An 18,725-nucleotide genomic window follows, 5' to 3' on the forward strand; every position below is an offset into this window, starting at 1 on the left:
AACGGCGCGGGGCGGACGGGTTAACCCGTGCGCATTCGCATTTCGTCGACGCGTTGTTAACCCGCTGTTGTGCGGTCGTTGGGCCGATCACCGAAATTGCGGAATAGCTTCTGCCGCGTGCCAGAACGCAAACGCGTCGCCGTACTCGCCGATTCCGATACGAGATGGAAATGGGGTGCACTCACCGCCCGCCGTCTCGTACCCGACCACCAGCTCACCGGATTCCTGCTGCGCGGCCGGGCCACGCCCACCGCGCGCCAGCTCGGCGAGGTGGGGGTGCGGGCCGACCGGCTGTCCGAGGTGACCTGCGCCGAGTTCCTCGCCGAGATCGAACGCGAGCGCTACGACGTGATTGTCCTCGCGCTCGTCGGCGGGGCCATCCAGGCCGTCCTGCACGGGGCCCGCGCCCTGTGGCCCGCCCCGGCCCGGCGCCCCGTACTCGTCACCGGCTACGTGGGCGTCGTATACGAGAAGCTCGCCGACGGGCTGCTGCTGCGCCACGGCGCCGACGTCGTCCTCGCCAACTCCCGTCACGACGCGCAGCGCTTCCGCGCCGTGTACGAGGGCGTCGGCGCGGACGCCGCCGCCGTCACCGAGACCGCCCTGCCCTTCCTGGGCGGAGCGCCGTACGAGCCGGCCGGGAGCCGCGCCCACACGGTGGTCTTCGCCGTCCAGCCCTCCGTGCCCGACAGCCGCGCCGACCGCGCCTACCTGCTGGAACGGGCCGCCGGACACGCCCGGCTGCACCCCGGGCGGGAAGTGCTGATCAAGCTGCGCAGCAAGCCCGGGGAACACACCACGCACCTGGAGGAGCAGCCGTACCAGCGGCTCGCCGAGAAGATCCCGGGCGGACTGCCCGCCAACTGCCGTCTGGTGTACGGGAACATGGGCGAGGTCCTGGACGGCGCCGACCTGCTCGTCACCGTTTCCTCCACGGCCGCCCTGGAGTCCCTGCACCGGTCCATCCCGACGGCGGTCCTCACCGACCTCGGCATCCGCGAGGCCCTCGGCAACCACCACTTCCTCGGCTCCGGCTGCCTGGCCTCCTGGGACCAGATCGACTCCGGTCTCCTCCCGGTGGGCGACCCGGCCTGGCTGGCGGCGCAGGGCGTCCTGCCCGCCGCGGACACGGGCATCGGCGCGGCCACGGGCGCAGACACCGCAGCGGACACCGGCGCGGACGCCTACGCCGTCGCCCGGGCCAAGGTCGCCGGACTGCTCGCCGCCACCCGGCTGCCCCCGCCCGCCCCGTACTACACGCGCACCACCGCACCCGGATACCTCCCCGGGATCCTCGCCCGCCACCACCTCGCGCCCGACGGCACCCCGCTGCCCGGCGCCGTGCGCCCGGCCGCGGGGGAGTCCCGGCTGCGCCGCCGGCTCCGCGCCCACCTGCGCGAGGCCGCCCGCGGGGCCTACCGGCACGGCGTCCAGCGCGTGGCCCCGGTGATCCGCAGGCTGGGGGAGCTGTGAGGGTCCTCGCCGTCATCCCGGCCCGCGGCGGCTCCAAGGGAGTCCCCGGCAAGAACCTCGCCGAGGTCGCCGGCACCCCGCTCGTCGCCCGCGCCGTCCTGGCCTGCCGGGCCGCACCGACCGTCACCGACGTGGTGGTCTCCACCGACTCCGAGGCCATCGCCGCCGCCGCCCGCACCGCCGGGGCCGACGTCATCGCCCGCCCCACCGCGATCTCCGGCGACACCGCGAGCAGCGAAGCCGCCGCCCTGCACGCCCTCTCGGCCTTCGAGGAACTGCACTCCCTCGCCGTGGACGTGGTCCTCCTCGTCCAGTGCACCAGCCCCTTCCTCGCCACCTCCGACGTCGAGTCGGTCGCCGTGGCCGTCGCCTCCGGGGCGGCCGACTCGGCCCTGACCGTGGCCCCGTTCCACGGGTTCCTCTGGCGGGAGGAGACCGACGGCTGCGGGGCCGGCGTCAACCACGACGCGGCGTACCGCCCCCGGCGCCAGGACCGGCCGCAGGACCTGCTGGAGACGGGCGCCGCCTACGCCATGGACGCCGCGGGCTTCCGCACCGCCCGGCACCGGTTCTTCGGCCGCACCCTCCCCGTCGCCACCGATCCCGCGCGGGTCCTGGAGATCGACGACCCGCACGACCTGGCCCGCGCCCGGCTGCTCGCACCCCTGCTCGACCCGCGCCCCGGAGCACACCCCGCACCGCCCGCTCCGGACCCGGGCGCTCACCCCGACCCGCACCCCGACCCGCAGCCCACACCCCGTACGCCCCCGCACCGAAGGACGCCCCCTGCCATGACGACCACCCCCGACTCCCGCCTGCGCACCTTCGGCTCCCGCACCGCGGGCCCCGGCCGCCCCGTCTACGTCGTCGGTGAGATCGGCATCAACCACAACGGCGACCTCGGCAACGCCTTCGCCCTCATCGACGCCGCCGCCGAAGCCGGCTGCGACGCCGTGAAGTTCCAAAAGCGCACCCCGGAGATCTGCACCCCGCGCGACCAGTGGGACATCGAACGCGACACCCCCTGGGGCCGGATGACCTACATCGACTACCGCCACAAGGTCGAGTTCGGCGAGGACGAGTACCGCGCCATCGACGACCACTGCGCCAAGCGCGGCATCGACTGGTTCGCCTCCCCGTGGGACACCGAGGCCGTCGCCTTCCTGGAGAAGTTCGACGTCCCCGCCCACAAGGTGGCCTCCGCCTCCCTGACCGACGACGAGCTGCTGCGCGCCCTGCGCGCCACCGGCCGCACCGTCGTCCTGTCCACCGGCATGTCCACCCCGCAGCAGATCCGCCACGCGGTGGAGGTGCTCGGCAGCGCCAACATCCTCCTCTGCCACGCGACTTCGACCTACCCGGCCAAGGCCGAGGAGCTCAACCTGCGGGTGATCAACACCCTGCGGGAGGAGTACCCGAATGTCCCGATCGGCTACTCCGGCCACGAGACGGGCCTGCAGACCACCCTCGCCGCCGTCGCCCTGGGCGCCACCTTCGTCGAGCGCCACATCACCCTCGACCGCGCGATGTGGGGCTCCGACCAGGCCGCCTCCGTCGAGCCCGGCGGCCTCACCCGTCTGGTCCGCGACATCCGCACCATCGAGACCGCCCTCGGCGACGGCGTCAAGCGCGTCTACGAGTCCGAGCTCGCCCCCATGAAGAAGCTCCGCCGCGTCCGGGGCGAGCTCGCAGCCGTCTGACGCCCGCCCGGCGCGTACGCGTTCCGTCCCCCGACAAGGAGCACGTGGTGACCCCCTCCAGCCCCTCCGCCTCCACCCTGGCGTTCGTCGAGAGTCCGGTCCAGCTCCTCAACGTGCTGGAGTGGGCGTACGCACGCCCCGGAGAGCAGTCACAGCTGGACGGGGTGCCGCGCCAGCGGGGGCGGCGCACCGACGGCGGGGACCTGCCCGGCCCCGCCCCCCGGCCGGCGGGCGCCGCGCCGCCGCTGCGGATCGTCGTCCTGCCGCCCACCGACCCGATGTCCCGCGGTCAGCTGCGCCGGGTGGCCGCGCTGGCGCGGGACGAGGGGCACGAGGTCCGGTGGCAGGAAGCGCGCGGCAGCCGGTTCGCGCCGCTGAAGGCACTCGCCGCGCTGGCGCGCGACGTGCGCGCCGCGCGTACGGTCGTCGTCGGAGACCCCTTCTCGCGCTACGTCCAGCTGCTGCTCACCCTCGTGCGCGCCGAGGAGCTCGTGGTGGTCGACGACGGCACCGCCACCATGGAGTTCATGGCCCAGACCGCCCGCGGCGAACGCCTCGTACGGTGGCACCGGGTCGGCGGCGGCGGACTGCCCGGCCGGGTCCGCGAGCTGGCGTACGCACCCGTCTCGGCGACCGCTCGCCGCCGCTTCACCCCGGCCGCGCACCGCGGCCACCGCGTCGAGGTGTTCAGCTCGATGCCCGTCACCGCCCACGGCGGGATGACGCTGCGGGTCAACGACTTCGCCTGGACCCGCGCCCGGTTCGGCCCGCCCCGGCTGACCAAGGGCACCGACCTGGTCGGCACCTCGCTCGTGGAGACCGGGGTGGTGGACCCGGACCGCTATCTGGACGCGGTACGCGCCCTCACCCTGGAACACGGAGCCACCCGTTACTTCGCCCACCGCCGCGAGTCCCCGGAGAAGCTGCGCGCCCTGAGCCGGGCGACGGGGCTGGAGATCGTGCGCCCGGACCTGCCGCTGGAGCTGATCGCCCGGCGCGGTCCGGTCGGTCGGACGATCGTCAGCTTTCCGTCCACCGTCGTCCACACGCTGCCGTACGCACTGACCGGTACCGGTGTCACCGTCGCCGTATGTGACGTGGACCCCGCCTGGCTCACCGGGTCCGCCTCCCCGCGCGCCCGCAGCTTCCTCGCGGGGGTCACCGACACCGCCCGTGATGTGCGCAGACTGCCCGCCCAGGCGGCTCCCACGGCCGGATGAGCGCGCGAGTTTACCCCCGGGTGCATCCGGTCATGCGTCCAGAGGTCGGGTTTCTTTCCCCTAACGGCATGAACTTTTCGAGATCCCCGGCCAGTTGACCCGTCCGTGGGCCTACCCTTCAACGGGTGAACCAGTTGATGTCCCGCGAGTCCCAGACCGCCCAGCCCGCCGCGTCCGACCGGCCCGAGCTGCCCGGCAAGCTTCCGGACCACCTGCGTACCGAACTGATCGCCTTCCGCCGGGACTTGCACATGCACCCGGAGCTCGGACACCAGGAATTCCGTACCACCGCGGCGATCAAGGCCCGGTTGGAGAAAGCCGGCCTGCGACCACGGGTGCTGAAGTCCGGTACGGGCCTGATCTGTGACGTGGGCACCTGGGACGGGGGCCGGCCGATGCTGGCCCTGCGCGCGGACATCGACGCCCTGCCCATTCCCGATGCCAAGACGCACGTCCCGTACCGCTCGACCTTCGCGGACCGCGCCCACGCCTGCGGCCATGACGTGCACACCACGGTCGTCCTCGGCGCCGGCCTGGTCCTCGCCGAGCTCGACCGGCAGGGGCTCCTGCCCCGCCCCGTGCGGCTGCTCTTCCAGCCCGCCGAGGAGGTGCTCCCGGGCGGGGCCACCGACGCCATCGAGTCCGGGGTCCTGGACGGGGTCGGCCGGATCGTCGCCGTGCACTGCGACCCCCGGGTCGACGCGGGGCGCATCGGGCTGCGGGCCGGCCCCATCACCTCCGCCTGCGACCGGCTGGAGGTCACCCTCTCCGGCTCCGGCGGGCACACCGCCCGGCCGCACCTGACCACCGACCTGGTGACGGCCGCCGCCCGGGTGGCCGTCGACGCCCCGGCCCTGCTGGCCCGCCGGATGGATGCCCGCTCGGGCATGTCCGTCACCTGGGGCCGGATCGAGGCCGGGCACGCCTGCAACGTCATCCCGATGCACGCCGAGCTCTCGGGAACGGTGCGCTGCCTGGACCTGAACGCCTGGCACGAGGCGCCGGACATGATCCACGCGGCGATCGACGAGATCGCGACCATGCACGGGGCCAAGTTCGAGATCAACCACGTGCGCGGGGTGCCCCCGGTGGTCAACGACCCGGTGATTACCGAGCTGCTGCGCGAGGCGATGGGGGTCCGCCGCGGAGCGGAGTCGGTCGAGGACACCGAGCAGAGCCTGGGCGGCGAGGACTTCTCCTGGTACCTGGAGCACGTTCCGGGCGCGATGGCCCGGCTGGGGGTCCGTGCGCCCGGTGACACCGCCAAGCGCGATCTGCACCGGGGCGACTTCGACGTGGACGAGTCCGCGATCGGCGTCGGCGTGGAGTTCTTCACGGCCGCCGCGCTGCTGGACGGACGTCGCGCGCTGACCCCGTCCGCGCGCTGACCCCGTCCGCGCGCTGAGCCCGACCGGGCGCTGACCGGGGCCCGAGCAGGGCAGGGAAAGGAGCGGGCCGAAATCGGCCCGCTCCTTATCTATTCGGCGCTCGTCATTCGGATCATTCGGCCGGCGCTCAGGAGCCGTCGACCCGCCAGCGGTCATAGCCGACCTGATAAAGGCCGACATTCGGATTGTCGGGGCACGTAGCCGAAGACGTGTCTCCGTTACCCTTTCCGGATCCGTGGACCACGGCCTTCGACCCCCGCGAATCGATACAGGTGACGTTCACCCGCACTCGTTCGATGAGCGGAAGCATTCCGGTGCACCTGACGTACCCGGTCTTGCCCGAAGACCAGGTCTTGCAGCTGACGGCGGACGGGGCGCTCTGCGCGGCGGATGCCGCGGGCGCAGTGATGAGGGAGCCTGCCGCGATGGCGACCCCGAGCATGCTGGCGAGCTTGACCTTCTTCACTGTTCTTCCTCCGTGTGCGGGCGGGGCGGATGCTCAGGCGCTCTGGACGACGCCGACGTGCAGGACGCCGACGTCGGGGTCCGACGAGCACACGGCGCTGGACGTCTGGTCGTTCTTCTTCCAGGGCCCGAGCACCGTGTACTGCGAACCGCGCGAGTTGATGCACGTCAGCTCCACGCGGAAGCTGTCGGCCCTGGCCATGCCGGTGCACTTCGCGGAACCGCCCCAGGGCGCGGTGTGCGACTTCCAGGCGTCGCACTTGCCCATGTCGCCGGACGGCGCCGAAGTGGCGGCGACGGCCGGCGTCGCGAGGGTCAAGGACGCGGCGGCGAGTGCGAATCCGCCCATGCTCGCAATAAGCCTGTTCTTCATTTTTTCTACTTCCCCCGAAAATCGATGGAATCCGCTCATGTGAGAAACCCGGCCGCGCGGTTTATCTGCGGCCATCTTCCCTCGCGAAGATCGTCTGAACACGCGCCTGCGCGGAGGATTCACCTGAAATATTTCGCATGTGACCCAGGTCGCGAAATGGGTAGCGCTTTACTTGGTTGGATTCCGGCCACCGGGGCGTTCCATTGCGCACCCTGCGCCCGACGCCTGCTCGGCCCCCGTCACCCGTACGCGCCCGGCCCGTTCCGTCGGGCCGCGGCGTCCGGAAGTGGTCGTGCCGCACCGGTGTGCGCGGTCGGGTCGGCGGGGGTCGGGAGGGGGTGGCCGCGGCGCAGCGGTCCGGTGCGGTACACCGTCGACGTTCTGTCGCGCAGGCGAGTCCAGCCCTTGGGACGCAAGGGCTGGGCGTGCGAGAGTTACTGATCGGTCACTGTCCGGTTCGCGACGATCCGATAACGACTGATGAACGGGCCTTTAACTGACATCTACGCGCGTTACGATCGCCGCGAAACCAGCGCCGGAAGAGGCGCTTTCGGTCAGTCTCGAAGGGACCCTCCTCTTGCGCCGGGTATCCAAGATCCTCTCCGCGTCCATCGCGACTGCGGCACTCGCCCTCACCGCCACCGCCTGCGGTGAGTCGTCCACCGAGAGCTCCGGCTCCAGCGACGGCAAAATCAAGGTCGGCATGGCCTACGACGTCGGCGGCCGCGGCGACAACTCCTTCAACGACTCCGCCGCGCGTGGCCTGGACAAGGCCAAGGCGGACCTCGGTGTCGAGACCAAGGAGCTCACCGCCAAGACCGGTGAGACCCCGGCCGACCGCGAGCAGCGTCTCGCCTCCCTCGCCGAGGGCGGCTACAACCCCGTCATCGGTGTCGGCTTCGCCTACAAGGACGCGCTCGACAAGGCCGCGGCCAAGTACCCGAAGACCACCTTCGGCCTCGTGGACTCCGTCTCCGAGAAGCCGAACGTCTCCTCGATCGTCTTCACCGAGGAGCAGGGCTCTTACCTCGCCGGTGTCGCTGCCGCGCTGAAGTCCAAGGACGGCCAGATCGGCTTCATCGGTGGGGTGGACATCCCCCTGATCAAGAAGTTCGCCGCCGGCTTCCAGCAGGGCGTCAAGGACACCAAGCCGGGTGCCAACGTCCAGATCCAGTACCTGTCCACCGGTACGGACATGTCTGGTTTCGGTGCCCCGGACAAGGGCAAGGCCGCTGCCAAGGGCATGCTCGACAAGGGCATCGACGTCGTCTACTCGGCCGCGGGCGGCTCCGGCGCCGGCGCCATCGAGGCCGTCGCCGCCAAGCCGGGCGCGTGGGCGATCGGTGTCGACTCGGACCAGGCCAAGGACCCGGCCCTGTCCAAGTACGCCGGCTCCATCCTGACCTCGGTCGTCAAGAACGTCGACACCGGTGTCTTCGAGCTCGTCAAGTCCGTCCAGGACGGCAAGCCGATGACCGGCACCCACTCCTACTCGCTCGCCGAGAACGGTGTCTCGCTGACGACCACGGGTGACCACCTCAAGGACATCCAGGCCCAGCTGGACGAGGCCAAGAAGAAGATCGTCGACGGCCAGATCAAGGTCGCCACGACCCTCTAACACGGGTCACACTGGGGGCCCGGAACGGCTTCGGCCGACACTCCGGGCCCCTTTCCGTGTACGCATGCGGGCAGTTGAACATTTTTGCCAATGCTACGCGCGTAGCATGTCTGGTCGCACGGTAGCTTTCGCCACCAGCGCCCGCGTTCCCGCCCGTTCCTCGCCCCGTCCGAGCCCGTCCCAGCCTCGTCCTCCCACGCTCCCGTCCTTGGAGAGTGCGCCATCAAAGCCTCCAGTCCCAACGCCGTAGAACTCCGCGGCATCACCAAGCGTTTCCCCGGAGTCGTGGCCAACCACGACATCGACATCACCGTGCGCCGCGGCACCGTGCACGCCCTCGTGGGCGAGAACGGCGCGGGCAAGTCGACCCTGATGAAGATCCTCTACGGCATGCAGAAGCCGGACGAGGGGACCATCACGGTCGATGGCGAGCAGGTGGTCTTCCACGACCCCGGTGACGCCATCGACCGCGGCGTCGGCATGGTGCACCAGCACTTCATGCTCGCGGACTACCTCACCGTCCTCGAGAACGTCGTCCTCGGCTCCGAGAAGCTGTACGGCATCGGCGACAAGGCCCGCGCCAAGATCAAGGAGATCTCGGACGCGTACGGACTCGGCATCCGCCCGGACGTCCTCGTCGAGGACCTCGGCGTGGCCGAAAGGCAGCGGGTGGAGATCCTCAAGGTCCTCTTCCGCGGCGCCCGCACGCTGATCCTCGACGAGCCCACCGCGGTCCTGGTCCCGCAAGAGGTCAACGCGCTCTTCGACAACCTCCGCGAGCTGAAGGCCGAAGGCCTCACCGTCATCTTCATCTCGCACAAGTTGGGCGAGGTCCTGTCGGTCGCCGACGACATCACCGTCATCCGGCGCGGCACGACGGTCGGCACGGCGGACCCGGCGCACATCACGACCAAGCAGCTCGCCGAGCTGATGGTCGGCTCCGAGCTGCCCTCCCCGGAGACCCGCGAGTCGACGGTGACGGACGTCCCGATGCTCACGGTCGACGGTCTGTCGCTGAGCGCCGTCGACCCCGACGGCGCCGTCCGTGCGGTCCTCGACGGCATCACCTTCACCATCCACAAGGGCGAGGTCCTGGGCATCGCCGGCGTGGAGGGCAACGGCCAGTCCGAGCTCGTGGACGCCGTCATGGGCATGCGCCACCCGGACACCGGCGTGGTCACCCTCGACGGCAAGGACATCTCCACCGCGCCGACCCGCAAGCGTCGCGAGGACGGCATCGGCTGCATCCCCGAGGACCGCCACCGGCACGGCCTGCTCCTGGAGGCCCCCCTCTGGGAGAACCGCATCCTCGGCCACGTCACCGAGACGCCGAACTCCCGGGGCCCGATCCTCGACCTGAAGGCCGCCCGCAAGGACACCGAGCGGATCGTGCGCGAGTACGACGTCCGCACGCCCGGCATCGAGGTCACCGCGGCCTCGCTCTCCGGCGGCAACCAGCAGAAGCTGATCGTCGGCCGGGAGATGAGCCACAACCCCAAGCTGCTGATCGCCGCGCACCCCACCCGGGGCGTGGACGTCGGCGCGCAGGCGCAGATCTGGGACCAGATCCGCGAGGCGCGCCGCGAAGGCCTGGCGGTGCTGCTGATCTCCGCAGACCTGGACGAGCTGATCGGCCTCTCCGACACCCTGCGCGTGATGTACCGCGGCCGACTGGTCGCGGACGCCGACCCGGCCACCATCACCCCGGAGGAGCTCGGCTCGGCCATGACCGGTGCCGCCGCCGGACACCTTGAGCACGAAGAGAGCCCTGAGGGCACCGACGGCCCGGAGGACGAGGCCCGATGAAGAAGATCGACAAGGAGCGGCTGCTCCTGGGCGTCGCGGCCCCGCTGCTCGCGATCGTCGCCGCGTTTCTGATCACCGCCCTGGTGCTCGCGGTCACCGGCAAGGAGCCGTTCAGCGCCTTCGGGATCATGTTCGACTACGGCGTCAAGTCGGACAGCCAGGTCTACATCATCAACAAGTCGACGACGTACTACCTGGCGGGCGTCGCGGTGGCCATCGGCTTCCGCATGAACCTGTTCAACATCGGTGTCGACGGCCAGTACCGTCTCGCCGCCTTCTTCGCCGCCGCCGTCGGTGGCGCGCTGACGCTGCCGGGCATCGTCCAGATCCCGCTGATCATCATCATCGGGATGATCGTCGGCGCCATGTGGGCGGGCATCGCCGGTGTCCTGAAGACCACCCGCGGTGTCAGCGAGGTCGTCTCCACGATCATGCTGAACTTCATCGCGACCTCGATCATCGCCTACCTGCTCCAGCCCGGCCGCCTCGGTCACCTGGACGCGGCCGGCACCAAGATCGCCACGAGCCCGCTGCCGGAGTCCTCGCACTTCTTCGAGTTCCCGACCACGCCGACCCCGATCTACGGCTTCGTCGTGATCGCGGCCCTCGCGGGTGTCGCGTACTGGTTCACGCTCTCCCGCACCCGTTTCGGCTTCGACCTGCGCACCGTCGGCCAGTCCGACACGGCCGCCGCCGCCAGCGGTGTCAACGTCAAGAAGATGGTCGTCACCTCCATGCTGATCTCCGGCGCCATCGCCGGTCTGATCGGCATGCCGACCCTGCTCAACGACTCGCACGAGTTCGGCGGCGACTTCCCCGTCGGCATCGGCTTCACCGGTATCGCCATCGCCCTGCTCGGCCGCAACCACCCGATCGGCATCGCGCTCGCCGCGATCCTGTGGAGCTTCCTGGAGCGCGGCGGCCAGCAGCTGGAGTTCGAGAACTACGACAGGGAGATCGTCGGCGTCATGCAGGGCGTGATCGTCCTCTGCGTCGTCATCGCCTACGAGGTCGTCCGCCGGTACGGCCTCAAGCGTCAGCAGCGCCAGGTCGGCGAGAAGCTCGCCGCCCAGGCCCGTTCCAACGACACGACGGAGGTGTCGGCGTGACCGTCACCGCGAATTCCACCCCGCCGCCCGCGGCCCCCAAGGTGGCCGGCGGCAAGGGCGGTCGCACCCGCCTCTCCCTGCCCTGGATCCTGCTGATCGTCGCGGGCGGGTTCATCGCCCTGTCCGCCGTGCGGGCCCTCACCGGCGCGCAGGACCTCACCTCGGCCGGCCAGATCAGCGCCGCGCTCTCGCTCGCCGTACCGATCGGCCTCGCCGGTCTCGGTGGTCTGTGGGCCGAGCGGGCGGGCGTGGTCAACATCGGCCTCGAAGGCATGATGATCCTCGGCACCTTCTTCGGTGCCTGGGCCGGCTGGCAGACCAGCCCCTGGATCGGCGTCCTCGCCGGCATCCTGGGCGGCATGTTCGGCGGTCTGCTGCACGCGGTCGCCACCGTCACGTTCGGCGTCGACCACATCATCTCCGGCATCGCGATCAACATCCTGGCGGTCGGTGTCACCACCTACTTCGCCAAGCTGTGGTTCAACACCGGTGAGGCGGCGGCCAAGGGCGGCAGCCCCAAGCAGTCCCCGCCGGCCGAGGACATCACCTCGATCAGCATCCCCGGCCTGTCCGACTGGTTGGCCGACATCGAGAAGCACCACTGGTTCCTGGTCTCGGACCTCGCGGGCGTCCTCGGCGGCCTGGTCACCAACCTCTCGCTGCTGACGATCGTCGCCGTGCTGCTGCTCGTCGGCACGTTCTTCGTGCTGTGGAAGACCGCGTTCGGTCTGCGGCTGCGCTCCTGCGGTGAGAACCCGATCGCGGCGGAGTCGCTGGGCGTCAACGTCTACAAGTACAAGTACATCGCCGTGATCGTCTCCGGCGGCCTCGCCGGTCTCGGCGGCGCGTTCCTCTCGCTGGTCACCTCGCACATCTACAACGAGGGCCAGACCGGTGGTCGCGGTTACATCGGCCTCGCGGCGATGATCTTCGGTAACTGGCGGCCGGGCGGCCTCGCGATGGGCGCGGGCCTGTTCGGCTTCGCCGACGCGCTCCAGCTGCGCGGCGGCGGTGAGTCCGTGCACGCGCTGCTCCTGCTGCTGTTCGCGATCCTCGTCGCGATCGCGGCCTGGAAGGCGTACCGGAAGCGCTGGATCACCTCCTCGATCGCCATCGTCATCGGTGTCGGCGTGTTCATCTGGTACCTGGGCACGGAGACCGTCCCGGTCGAGTTCGTCAGCGCCACGCCCTACGTGGTCACGCTGCTGGTGCTGTCGCTCTCGGCGCAGCGCCTGCGCATGCCCAAGGCGGACGGCATGCCGTACCGCAAGGGTCAGGGCAAGTGACGTCCGGCCCGTCGGTGGACTGGGAAGCACTGCGTACGGCGGCCCGGGACGCGATGTCCCGGGCGTACGCCCCGTACTCGGGCTTCCCGGTCGGGGTCGCCGCCCTGGTGGACAACGGCCGCGTCGTGACCGGCTGCAACGTCGAGAACGCCAGCTACGGGCTGGGCCTGTGCGCCGAGTGCGGGCTGGTCTCTTCCCTCCAGGCCACCGGCGGCGGCCGCCTCACGCACTTCACGTGCGTGGACGGCAAGGGCGAGATCCTCGTCCCGTGCGGCCGCTGCCGCCAGCTGCTCTACGAATTCGGCGGCGACGAGCTGCTGGTGGAGACCCCGGACGGGGTCCTCCCGCTGGCGGCGATGCTGCCGCAGGCCTTCGGGCCCGACCACCTGAGATAGCCGTGCCGACGGCCCTTCGCCCCTGCCGGGGCGGAGGGCCGTCGTACTTCCGTTCCTGAACCCCTCACCTCCCCCTCTCTATGCGCGTAGAAGGAAGCACCTCATGGACGTCATCTCCGTCATCCGGACCAAGCGGGACCGCGGTGAGCTGAGCCCCGAGCAGATCGACTGGGTCATCGATGCGTACACCCGCGGTGTCGTGGCCGACGAGCAGATGTCGGCGCTGGCGATGGCCATCCTGCTCAACGGCATGAACCGGACCGAGATCGCCCGCTGGACCGCGGCGATGATCGCCTCCGGCGAGCGCATGAACTTCGACTCCCTCTCCCGCCCGACCGCCGACAAGCACTCCACGGGCGGCGTCGGCGACAAGATCACCCTCCCGCTCGCCCCGCTCGTCGCCGCGTGCGGCGCGGCCGTGCCCCAGCTGTCCGGCCGCGGCCTCGGCCACACCGGCGGCACCCTCGACAAGCTGGAGTCCATCCCCGGCTGGCGCGCGCTGCTCTCCAACGAGGAGATGCTGCACGTCCTGGACACCACCGGCGCCGTCATCTGTGCGGCCGGCGACGGCCTGGCCCCGGCGGACAAGAAGCTCTACGCGCTGCGCGACGTCACCGGCACGGTCGAGGCCATCCCGCTGATCGCCTCCTCGATCATGTCGAAGAAGATCGCCGAGGGCACCGGCTCGCTCGTCCTGGACGTCAAGGTCGGTACCGGCGCCTTCATGAAGAACATCGAGGACGCCCGCGAGCTGGCCCGCACCATGGTCGGCCTCGGCACCGACTCGGGCGTCAAGACCGTCGCGCTCCTCACCGACATGTCCACCCCGCTGGGCCTGACCGCCGGAAACGCCCTCGAAGTCCGCGAGTCCGTCGAGGTGCTGGCCGGCGGCGGCCCCGCCGACGTGGTCGAGCTGACCATCGCGCTCGCCAAGGAGATGCTGGACGCGGCGGGCATCAAGGACGCCGACCCGGCGAAGGCCCTGGCCGACGGCTCCGCGATGGACCACTGGCGCCGGATGATCGCGGCCCAGGGCGGCGACCCGGACGCGACCCTCCCGGTCGCCCGCGAGCAGCACGTGGTCACCGCCCCCGAGTCGGGCGTCCTGACCCGCCTGGACGCGTACGGGGTCGGCGTCGCCGCCTGGCGCCTGGGCGCCGGCCGCGCACGCAAGGAGGACCCGGTGCAGGCGGGCGCGGGCGTCGAGCTCCACGCGAAGCCCGGCGACACGGTGACGGCGGGCCAGCCGCTGATGACCCTGCACACGGACACCCCGGAGAAGTTCGACTACGCCCTCGCCTCCCTGGCGGGCACGTACGACATCGCTCCGGCGGGCACGGCCTTCTCCGCCACCCCGATCGTCCTGGACCGCATCGCCTGACCTGCGGCTTTCGTTTCGCGCGAACGGGACCGGTGGACCCCCACCGGTCCCGTTCGGCATCTGGGGACCCCCGGTCCCCGGTCTCAGAGCCGCGGCAGGGCCTCGCCCGGCTTCGGCTCCCGGCGCTGTTCCAGCCAGAACAGATAGCCCCGCAGGTAGGCCTCCAGCCCGTCGTCGATGTAGGCGACGAAGTCCCGGTGGCCCTGTGCGGCGTCGTGGTAGTGCCCGAGGTACTTCGGGTCGTTGTTGTAGCCCCAGTGGGGGTGGGTGTCCGCGCCCCAGTCGGCGGCTATCGCCACGGCCCATGCACGGACCCGACCCCGGTCCGCCCACCAGGTGCGGACGGACTCCACGGTCCAGTGGTCGTCGCCGTCCCAGTTGTAGCCCTCGCAGAGATCCAGCGAGGCCCCGCACAGCAGGTCGAGGACCTGGGCCTCGTCCGTCGGCTGGCGGAAGACGAACACCCCGCCGAAGCCGCCGCCGTGATCGTCGTCGTAACAGATGTGGTCGGGGGCGTCCATCCGCCCGAGGGCCATCTCGTCGGTCTCGCCGGCGTAGAACGGGCCGGGCACGTTGCGCCAGTTCCGTTCCTCCCACACCCCCCGGAACGTCTCGGCCCGCAGGGGGGACCCGGTCTCGGCGAGTCGGCGGGCGGTGGGGAGCGGATCCCAGTAGGCAGGCTTCATCGCGTCATTGTGCGCGGCCGCCGATGAGTTCCGGCGGGCGGGGGAGTCACCTCCTCGTGACGATCCGACGACTCGTGCGGCCCGGCCCCGCACCGGCCGACCCGCAGGACACCGCGCTGCTGTGCGCGCGCCTGGCCCGGCTGTACGAGGACGGGGCGCGCGCCGTGGAGTGCGACGCGCGGGCCGTCACCGCGCCGGGCCTGGGCACCGTCGAGGTGCTGGCCCGGCTCCGGCTGACCGCCCGGGGGCGGCCGCTGCGGGTGACCGGGGCCGCGCCCGCCCTCCGGGCCCTACTGGACCTCGTGGGCCTCGTCGAGCTGCTCGGGGAGGCCGAACAGCGGGAACCACCGCGCGGTGTCCAGGAAGGCGTTGAGCCCGACGATCTTGCCGTCTGAGATCTCCAGCAACTGGAGCGCCCACGGGGTGTGGCCCGGCCGCCCGTCCTCGCGCGGACGGTACTGGCCGAAGGCGGGCAGGCCGTTCGCCGTGGTCGGGACGAGCCGGGAGTCCTTGCAGCCGATGCCCTGGTTCAGGTGCCAGGCCGCGATGTCCGAGCCGCGAGATGTCGTAGGCCTCGAAGGCGGAGAGGTACCGCTCCAGCAGCTTCGCCTGGTCCGCATCGAGCGGATCCGCGGGGTCATCGCCAGGGGCAAGTGCCCCTGGCGAGTTGCACATTGCGGTCCACGACACAACAGGTCCTCGCGCTGAGACCTAGCTTTTGAGCCATTGATCACTATGCGCGGACGCGGTGCCGGGCGACGGCGTCGTTGTTGGAACACCGCACGGTGCAGTAGGCACGTCGACCATTGCGGGAGGTGTCGACAAAGGCCAGGTCGCAGCCGGTTCGTGAACACCTACCGAGACGGCCGGGGCTGGCGAAGCAGACGACGTAGGCGAGTCCCGTCGCTGTGACGGCCTTGATCTGGGCGACGGGCCCCTGGTCGGTGGTGCTGTAGTGCAGGTGCGGGTGCCCGTCGTGGGTGGATATGTAGGGACTGCTAGCGGCGGATGCCAGTAACTCGTTGATCGTGTCGCGGCGATCGTCGAGGGACTGCGGGCCGAAACATGCCTCCAGCCTGCTGCTCCAGTGCTGAACACTCTCGGCTTCCCGTGGCGTGAGCGATGTCCGTTGTATCCCGCGTCGTGTGAGTACGGCCTCAAGGGCTTGAGGGGTGTGCGGCGTCGGGAGATTGACCAAATCCGCTGCCAACAGCGCGGCTTCGCCGCCGTAATGGTTGAAGTGCATAGGGCCAGGTAACCATGGTTTGGTGATCACGCCGACTGGTTTTATTACCACCGGCCGGTGTCTCATCCGTGCCCGCACCGCAACGAGGGAACAAACACCATGACTGCCATTGCGCATGAAAGCGGTATCGACCAGCAGATCCACAGCCTGGCCGCATCGGTGCATGAAAGCGCCGCGCTGAACAACGAGTTCTATACGCGCTGGATGGCCGGCCCCCTGTCCTACCCCGAGGTCAGTGTCTTCGCCGCCCAGTATCTGGCTCGCACCGTAAACACCAGTGTCATGGTGGCACTGTCTGTCATAAACACCGAAGACCTCAACGCCCGCATAGAGTGCGTGAAGAACCTGTACTCCGAGTACGGAAACGGCGACCCGAGCAAGGCCCACCTCGTTCTGCTTGAGTCTTTCCTGAGCGACCTGCTCTCAAGGCTCAAGGGGACTCCCGTCTCCGTCGAGGAAGTCCGTAAGGCAGCGGCTGCGGCCCTGCCTACGACCACGGCTTTCAGCAAGGGCCAGCGGGAGCTCTTCACCTCCGAGGACCAGCGCGTCGTCCAGGGGGCACTGCTCGCGCAGGAACACCTTGCGTACTCCATGCTGACTCGGCTGTACGAGGGAGTCCGCAACTACAAGAGCGTCTATGACACCGACGACGACTTCCACGAGGCATGCGAGTACTTCTACATCCACATCGGAGAGGCCGAGAAGGACCACAAGGCCCAAGCGGTCATCTCAGCGGCCGCTGTGTGCCGGGGAGAAGAAGACCTCAAGGCGGTTCGCGAGGGGTTCGACGGGTTCATCTCGCTGACCACCGACTACTGGCAGGGTGTCGCCAACGAGATGCGCCGAGCGGGCTGACCTTTTCGGCACCGGGACCTCGGACAAGCGAGTGGTAGGACGGTAGACCCACGCATGGGAGTCGAACAACCCGATCCGGTACGGCCTTCCAAGCTTTCGCTGGTCGTGGCGCCTTCTCTGGTACTGCTCCAGGCTTCCAGCCTCCAGGTCGGCTCGGCAGTCGCCAAACATACGTACGGTGTGATCAGTCCGACCGCTCTGGCCGGCATGCGCCTGGTGTTCTCGGCCGGGCTGCTCTGCCTGCTCGTTCGCCCCCGGCTTCGGCAGATCACAGTCCAGCAGTGGCGGGCTGTGATTCTGCTCGGGGTGGTCTTCGCCGGAATGAACATGGCCTACTTCCAGGCCATTCGCCATCTGCCCCTGGGGGTGGCCTCCACGCTCGAACTGTTGGGCCCCCTCCTGCTGTCGGTGGCTCTCTCACGTCGGCTCCAGCACCTGTTGTCAGGGATGCTCGCTGTTGCGTCCGTGTTGCTGTTGACTGCTCCCGGGGGCGAGCTCTCGGCGCTCGGGATCTGTCTCGGTCTGCTGGCCGCCCTGTGCAGGGCGGCCTATGTGGTGCTGAGTCGGCGTGTGGGCGCGCTTTTCGCCGACTGGACGGGCTTGACGGTTGCTCTGGTCATCGGCGCTTGCATCGTGGCTCCCATCGCCGGCGTCACCGACGGCGCCGAGGTGGCCGCGCATCCGAAAGTCCTCGTCACCGGCCTGTTCGTGGCGCTGTTGTCGTCTCTCATTCCGTATTCACTGGACATGGTCACGCTGCGGCGCATCGACGTGCGCGCCTTCGGCGTCCTTCTCGCGCTCAGTCCCGCTGTCGCGGTCGGCGTGGGGTTCTTCCTGCTTGACGAGCATTTGACACTGCGCCAGGTATGCGCGATCGCTCTGATCATGATCTCTACCGCGTGGGCGGTTGTGGTCCAGCCTTCCGCCGCCCCGATCTCGTCCTCGGACAGCACGCCAAGCGTCGACGAACGGCACAAGCCGCCCGTCTAGCTGCCACCAAAGATGCGCGTGCTCACCGCGGACCAAGCTCCGGGCCCCGCCGGCGACGCCGGCCGCGCCCGGTTGGTGACCGGAGCCTGTGCGCCGTCGCGCCAATGAGCCGGGCCCGACGAAGAAAGGATTTCTCATGGACGTGATGACAGCCGTGATGACCCGCCGGAGCACGCACCGCCTCACCGCACCGGCACCAAGCGACGAGGAGTTCTCCTACCTCTTGCGGGCTGCCGCCCTGGCCCCCGACCACGGGGTGCTGCGCCCGTGGAGGTGGATCACGGTCAGGGGGGAGGACCGGCACACGCTGGGGGCAAGTTTTGCCACCACCGCGGCACCCGAGAACAGGGCCAAGACAGCAGCCAAGGCCATGCGGGCCCCGTTGCTGGCCACGCTGGTCTTCACACCGCGCCCCAACCCCAAGGTTCCCGAATGGGAGCAGCTCGCGGCGACCAGCGCTATGTCGCATTCGCTGATGCTGCTGCTGCACTCCCGTGGGTTCGGCAGCATCTGGCGGACCGGTCCTCTCACCGAGGACGTCGGCGTGCGGGAAACCCTGGGACTGGACAGCACCGAGCGTCTACTCGGATGGCTGTACATCGGCACCCCCGAGTCGCGGTCGGCGCCGCGGCGCAGGGAACTGACCGACGTGGCCGATCATCTGACCACCTTCGCCGGCATGGGCGCCGGTGCCCACTCAGCCCGGATGTAATGGTTGAACTGTTCTAGGGCAT

At 70.0% G+C, this 18,725-nt stretch carries 18 protein-coding genes and 2 pseudogenes; 15 read left to right on the forward strand and 5 right to left on the reverse strand.

Annotated elements, in window-relative coordinates:
• Nucleotides 1-117 precede the first annotated feature (117 nt).
• From OG594_RS27385 to OG594_RS27405, 5 genes and pseudogenes are all read left to right on the forward strand, one after another.
• Complete coding sequence (locus OG594_RS27385; protein ID WP_266604158.1) at nucleotides 118-1,473, forward strand: DUF6716 putative glycosyltransferase; 1,356 nt, start codon at nucleotides 118-120, stop codon at nucleotides 1,471-1,473.
• Nucleotides 1,470-1,838, forward strand: a pseudogene (locus OG594_RS27390) (NTP transferase domain-containing protein); the annotation flags it as partial. The gene OG594_RS27385 and the pseudogene OG594_RS27390, both read left to right, overlap by 4 nt.
• Before the next feature lie 426 nt (nucleotides 1,839-2,264).
• On the forward strand, nucleotides 2,265-3,173 hold the full coding sequence (locus OG594_RS27395; RefSeq protein WP_266606592.1) for an N-acetylneuraminate synthase family protein: 909 nt from the start codon (nucleotides 2,265-2,267) through the stop codon (nucleotides 3,171-3,173).
• Between the two features lie 47 nt (nucleotides 3,174-3,220).
• Nucleotides 3,221-4,393 (forward strand): hypothetical protein, encoded by a 1,173-nt coding sequence (locus OG594_RS27400; protein ID WP_266604159.1) that lies wholly within the window; start codon nucleotides 3,221-3,223, stop codon nucleotides 4,391-4,393.
• Between the two features lie 137 nt (nucleotides 4,394-4,530).
• Nucleotides 4,531-5,781: an amidohydrolase gene (locus OG594_RS27405; RefSeq protein WP_266606593.1), complete on the forward strand. Its 1,251-nt coding sequence runs from the start codon at nucleotides 4,531-4,533 to the stop codon at nucleotides 5,779-5,781.
• A 127-nt stretch (nucleotides 5,782-5,908) separates the two neighbouring features.
• Here OG594_RS27405 and OG594_RS27410 read toward each other — a convergent pair whose 3' ends face one another.
• Both OG594_RS27410 and OG594_RS27415 read right to left on the reverse strand, forming a co-directional pair.
• Entirely contained in the window at nucleotides 5,909-6,247 is a 339-nt protein-coding gene (locus OG594_RS27410; protein WP_266604160.1) for a hypothetical protein, read from the reverse strand.
• Between the two features lie 33 nt (nucleotides 6,248-6,280).
• Complete coding sequence (locus tag OG594_RS27415; RefSeq protein WP_266604161.1) at nucleotides 6,281-6,619, reverse strand: hypothetical protein; 339 nt, start codon at nucleotides 6,617-6,619, stop codon at nucleotides 6,281-6,283.
• Nucleotides 6,620-7,196: 577 nt separating this feature from the next.
• On the opposite strand from OG594_RS27415, the gene OG594_RS27420 reads away from it, so the two are divergent.
• The 6 genes from OG594_RS27420 to OG594_RS27445 all read left to right on the forward strand — a co-directional run bounded on the left by OG594_RS27420 (nucleotide 7,197) and on the right by OG594_RS27445 (nucleotide 14,214).
• A complete protein-coding gene (locus OG594_RS27420; protein ID WP_266604162.1) occupies nucleotides 7,197-8,237 on the forward strand; it encodes a BMP family protein in 1,041 nt (346 codons plus the stop codon).
• 222 nt (nucleotides 8,238-8,459) lie between these two features.
• Complete coding sequence (locus OG594_RS27425; RefSeq protein ID WP_266606594.1) at nucleotides 8,460-10,043, forward strand: ABC transporter ATP-binding protein; 1,584 nt, start codon at nucleotides 8,460-8,462, stop codon at nucleotides 10,041-10,043.
• Nucleotides 10,040-11,152: an ABC transporter permease gene (locus tag OG594_RS27430; protein WP_266604163.1), complete on the forward strand. Its 1,113-nt coding sequence runs from the start codon at nucleotides 10,040-10,042 to the stop codon at nucleotides 11,150-11,152. Before OG594_RS27425 ends, OG594_RS27430 begins: the two co-directional genes overlap by 4 nt.
• Nucleotides 11,149-12,438, forward strand: a complete 1,290-nt coding sequence (locus OG594_RS27435) for an ABC transporter permease (RefSeq protein WP_266604164.1) — start codon at nucleotides 11,149-11,151, stop codon at nucleotides 12,436-12,438. The genes OG594_RS27430 and OG594_RS27435 overlap by 4 nt, the downstream gene beginning before the upstream one ends.
• Nucleotides 12,435-12,833 (forward strand): cytidine deaminase, encoded by a 399-nt coding sequence (locus tag OG594_RS27440; RefSeq protein WP_266604165.1) that lies wholly within the window; start codon nucleotides 12,435-12,437, stop codon nucleotides 12,831-12,833. The genes OG594_RS27435 and OG594_RS27440 overlap by 4 nt, the downstream gene beginning before the upstream one ends.
• A 103-nt stretch (nucleotides 12,834-12,936) precedes the next feature.
• Nucleotides 12,937-14,214, forward strand: a complete 1,278-nt coding sequence (locus OG594_RS27445) for a thymidine phosphorylase (RefSeq protein ID WP_030009876.1) — start codon at nucleotides 12,937-12,939, stop codon at nucleotides 14,212-14,214.
• A gap of 83 nt (nucleotides 14,215-14,297) precedes the next feature.
• On the opposite strand, the gene OG594_RS27450 is transcribed toward OG594_RS27445, so the two are convergent.
• A complete protein-coding gene (locus OG594_RS27450; protein ID WP_266604166.1) occupies nucleotides 14,298-14,900 on the reverse strand; it encodes a hypothetical protein in 603 nt (200 codons plus the stop codon).
• Nucleotides 14,901-14,956: 56 nt separating this feature from the next.
• On the opposite strand from OG594_RS27450, the gene OG594_RS27455 reads away from it, so the two are divergent.
• Nucleotides 14,957-15,295 carry an STAS domain-containing protein gene (locus OG594_RS27455; protein ID WP_266604167.1) on the forward strand — a complete coding sequence of 113 codons (339 nt, stop codon included), beginning with the start codon at nucleotides 14,957-14,959 and terminating at the stop codon, nucleotides 15,293-15,295.
• On the opposite strand, the pseudogene OG594_RS27460 reads toward OG594_RS27455, so the two are convergent.
• Both OG594_RS27460 and OG594_RS27465 read right to left on the reverse strand, forming a co-directional pair.
• A pseudogene (locus OG594_RS27460) lies at nucleotides 15,191-15,539 on the reverse strand (RNA polymerase subunit sigma-70); the annotation flags it as partial. The gene OG594_RS27455 and the pseudogene OG594_RS27460 overlap by 105 nt on opposite strands.
• A gap of 94 nt (nucleotides 15,540-15,633) precedes the next feature.
• Nucleotides 15,634-16,146, reverse strand: coding sequence for a CGNR zinc finger domain-containing protein (locus OG594_RS27465; RefSeq protein ID WP_266604168.1), 513 nt, complete (start codon nucleotides 16,144-16,146; stop codon nucleotides 15,634-15,636).
• Nucleotides 16,147-16,245: 99 nt separating this feature from the next.
• Here OG594_RS27465 and OG594_RS27470 point away from each other — a divergent pair, with 99 nt between their 5' ends.
• The 3 genes from OG594_RS27470 (at nucleotide 16,246) to OG594_RS27480 (ending at nucleotide 18,703) form a co-directional block, all read left to right on the forward strand.
• Nucleotides 16,246-17,001 (forward strand): iron-containing redox enzyme family protein, encoded by a 756-nt coding sequence (locus OG594_RS27470; RefSeq protein WP_266604169.1) that lies wholly within the window; start codon nucleotides 16,246-16,248, stop codon nucleotides 16,999-17,001.
• 54 nt (nucleotides 17,002-17,055) lie between these two features.
• Nucleotides 17,056-17,991, forward strand: a complete 936-nt coding sequence (locus OG594_RS27475) for a DMT family transporter (protein ID WP_266604170.1) — start codon at nucleotides 17,056-17,058, stop codon at nucleotides 17,989-17,991.
• A 136-nt stretch (nucleotides 17,992-18,127) separates the two neighbouring features.
• A complete protein-coding gene (locus tag OG594_RS27480) occupies nucleotides 18,128-18,703 on the forward strand; it encodes a nitroreductase (RefSeq protein WP_266604171.1) in 576 nt (191 codons plus the stop codon).
• Nucleotides 18,704-18,725 lie beyond the last annotated feature (22 nt).

The sequence above is a fragment of the Streptomyces sp. NBC_01214 genome (genome assembly GCF_026340975.1).
Taxonomy (GTDB): domain Bacteria; phylum Actinomycetota; class Actinomycetes; order Streptomycetales; family Streptomycetaceae; genus Streptomyces.

Excerpts from the sequence above, each read along its gene's own strand:
- OG594_RS27395 (WP_266606592.1), top strand. The coding sequence starts at position 2,265 with ATGACGACCACCCCCGACTCCCGCCTGCGCACCTTCGGCTCCCGCACC.
- OG594_RS27405 (WP_266606593.1), top strand. The coding sequence starts at position 4,531 with ATGTCCCGCGAGTCCCAGACCGCCCAGCCCGCCGCGTCCGACCGGCCC.
- OG594_RS27415 (WP_266604161.1), bottom strand. The coding sequence starts at position 6,619 with ATGAAGAACAGGCTTATTGCGAGCATGGGCGGATTCGCACTCGCCGCC.
- OG594_RS27430 (WP_266604163.1), top strand. The coding sequence starts at position 10,040 with ATGAAGAAGATCGACAAGGAGCGGCTGCTCCTGGGCGTCGCGGCCCCG.
- OG594_RS27445 (WP_030009876.1), top strand. The coding sequence starts at position 12,937 with ATGGACGTCATCTCCGTCATCCGGACCAAGCGGGACCGCGGTGAGCTG.
- OG594_RS27450 (WP_266604166.1), bottom strand. The coding sequence starts at position 14,900 with ATGAAGCCTGCCTACTGGGATCCGCTCCCCACCGCCCGCCGACTCGCC.
- OG594_RS27465 (WP_266604168.1), bottom strand. The coding sequence starts at position 16,146 with ATGCACTTCAACCATTACGGCGGCGAAGCCGCGCTGTTGGCAGCGGAT.
- OG594_RS27470 (WP_266604169.1), top strand. The coding sequence starts at position 16,246 with ATGACTGCCATTGCGCATGAAAGCGGTATCGACCAGCAGATCCACAGC.
- OG594_RS27475 (WP_266604170.1), top strand. The coding sequence starts at position 17,056 with ATGGGAGTCGAACAACCCGATCCGGTACGGCCTTCCAAGCTTTCGCTG.
- OG594_RS27480 (WP_266604171.1), top strand. The coding sequence starts at position 18,128 with ATGGACGTGATGACAGCCGTGATGACCCGCCGGAGCACGCACCGCCTC.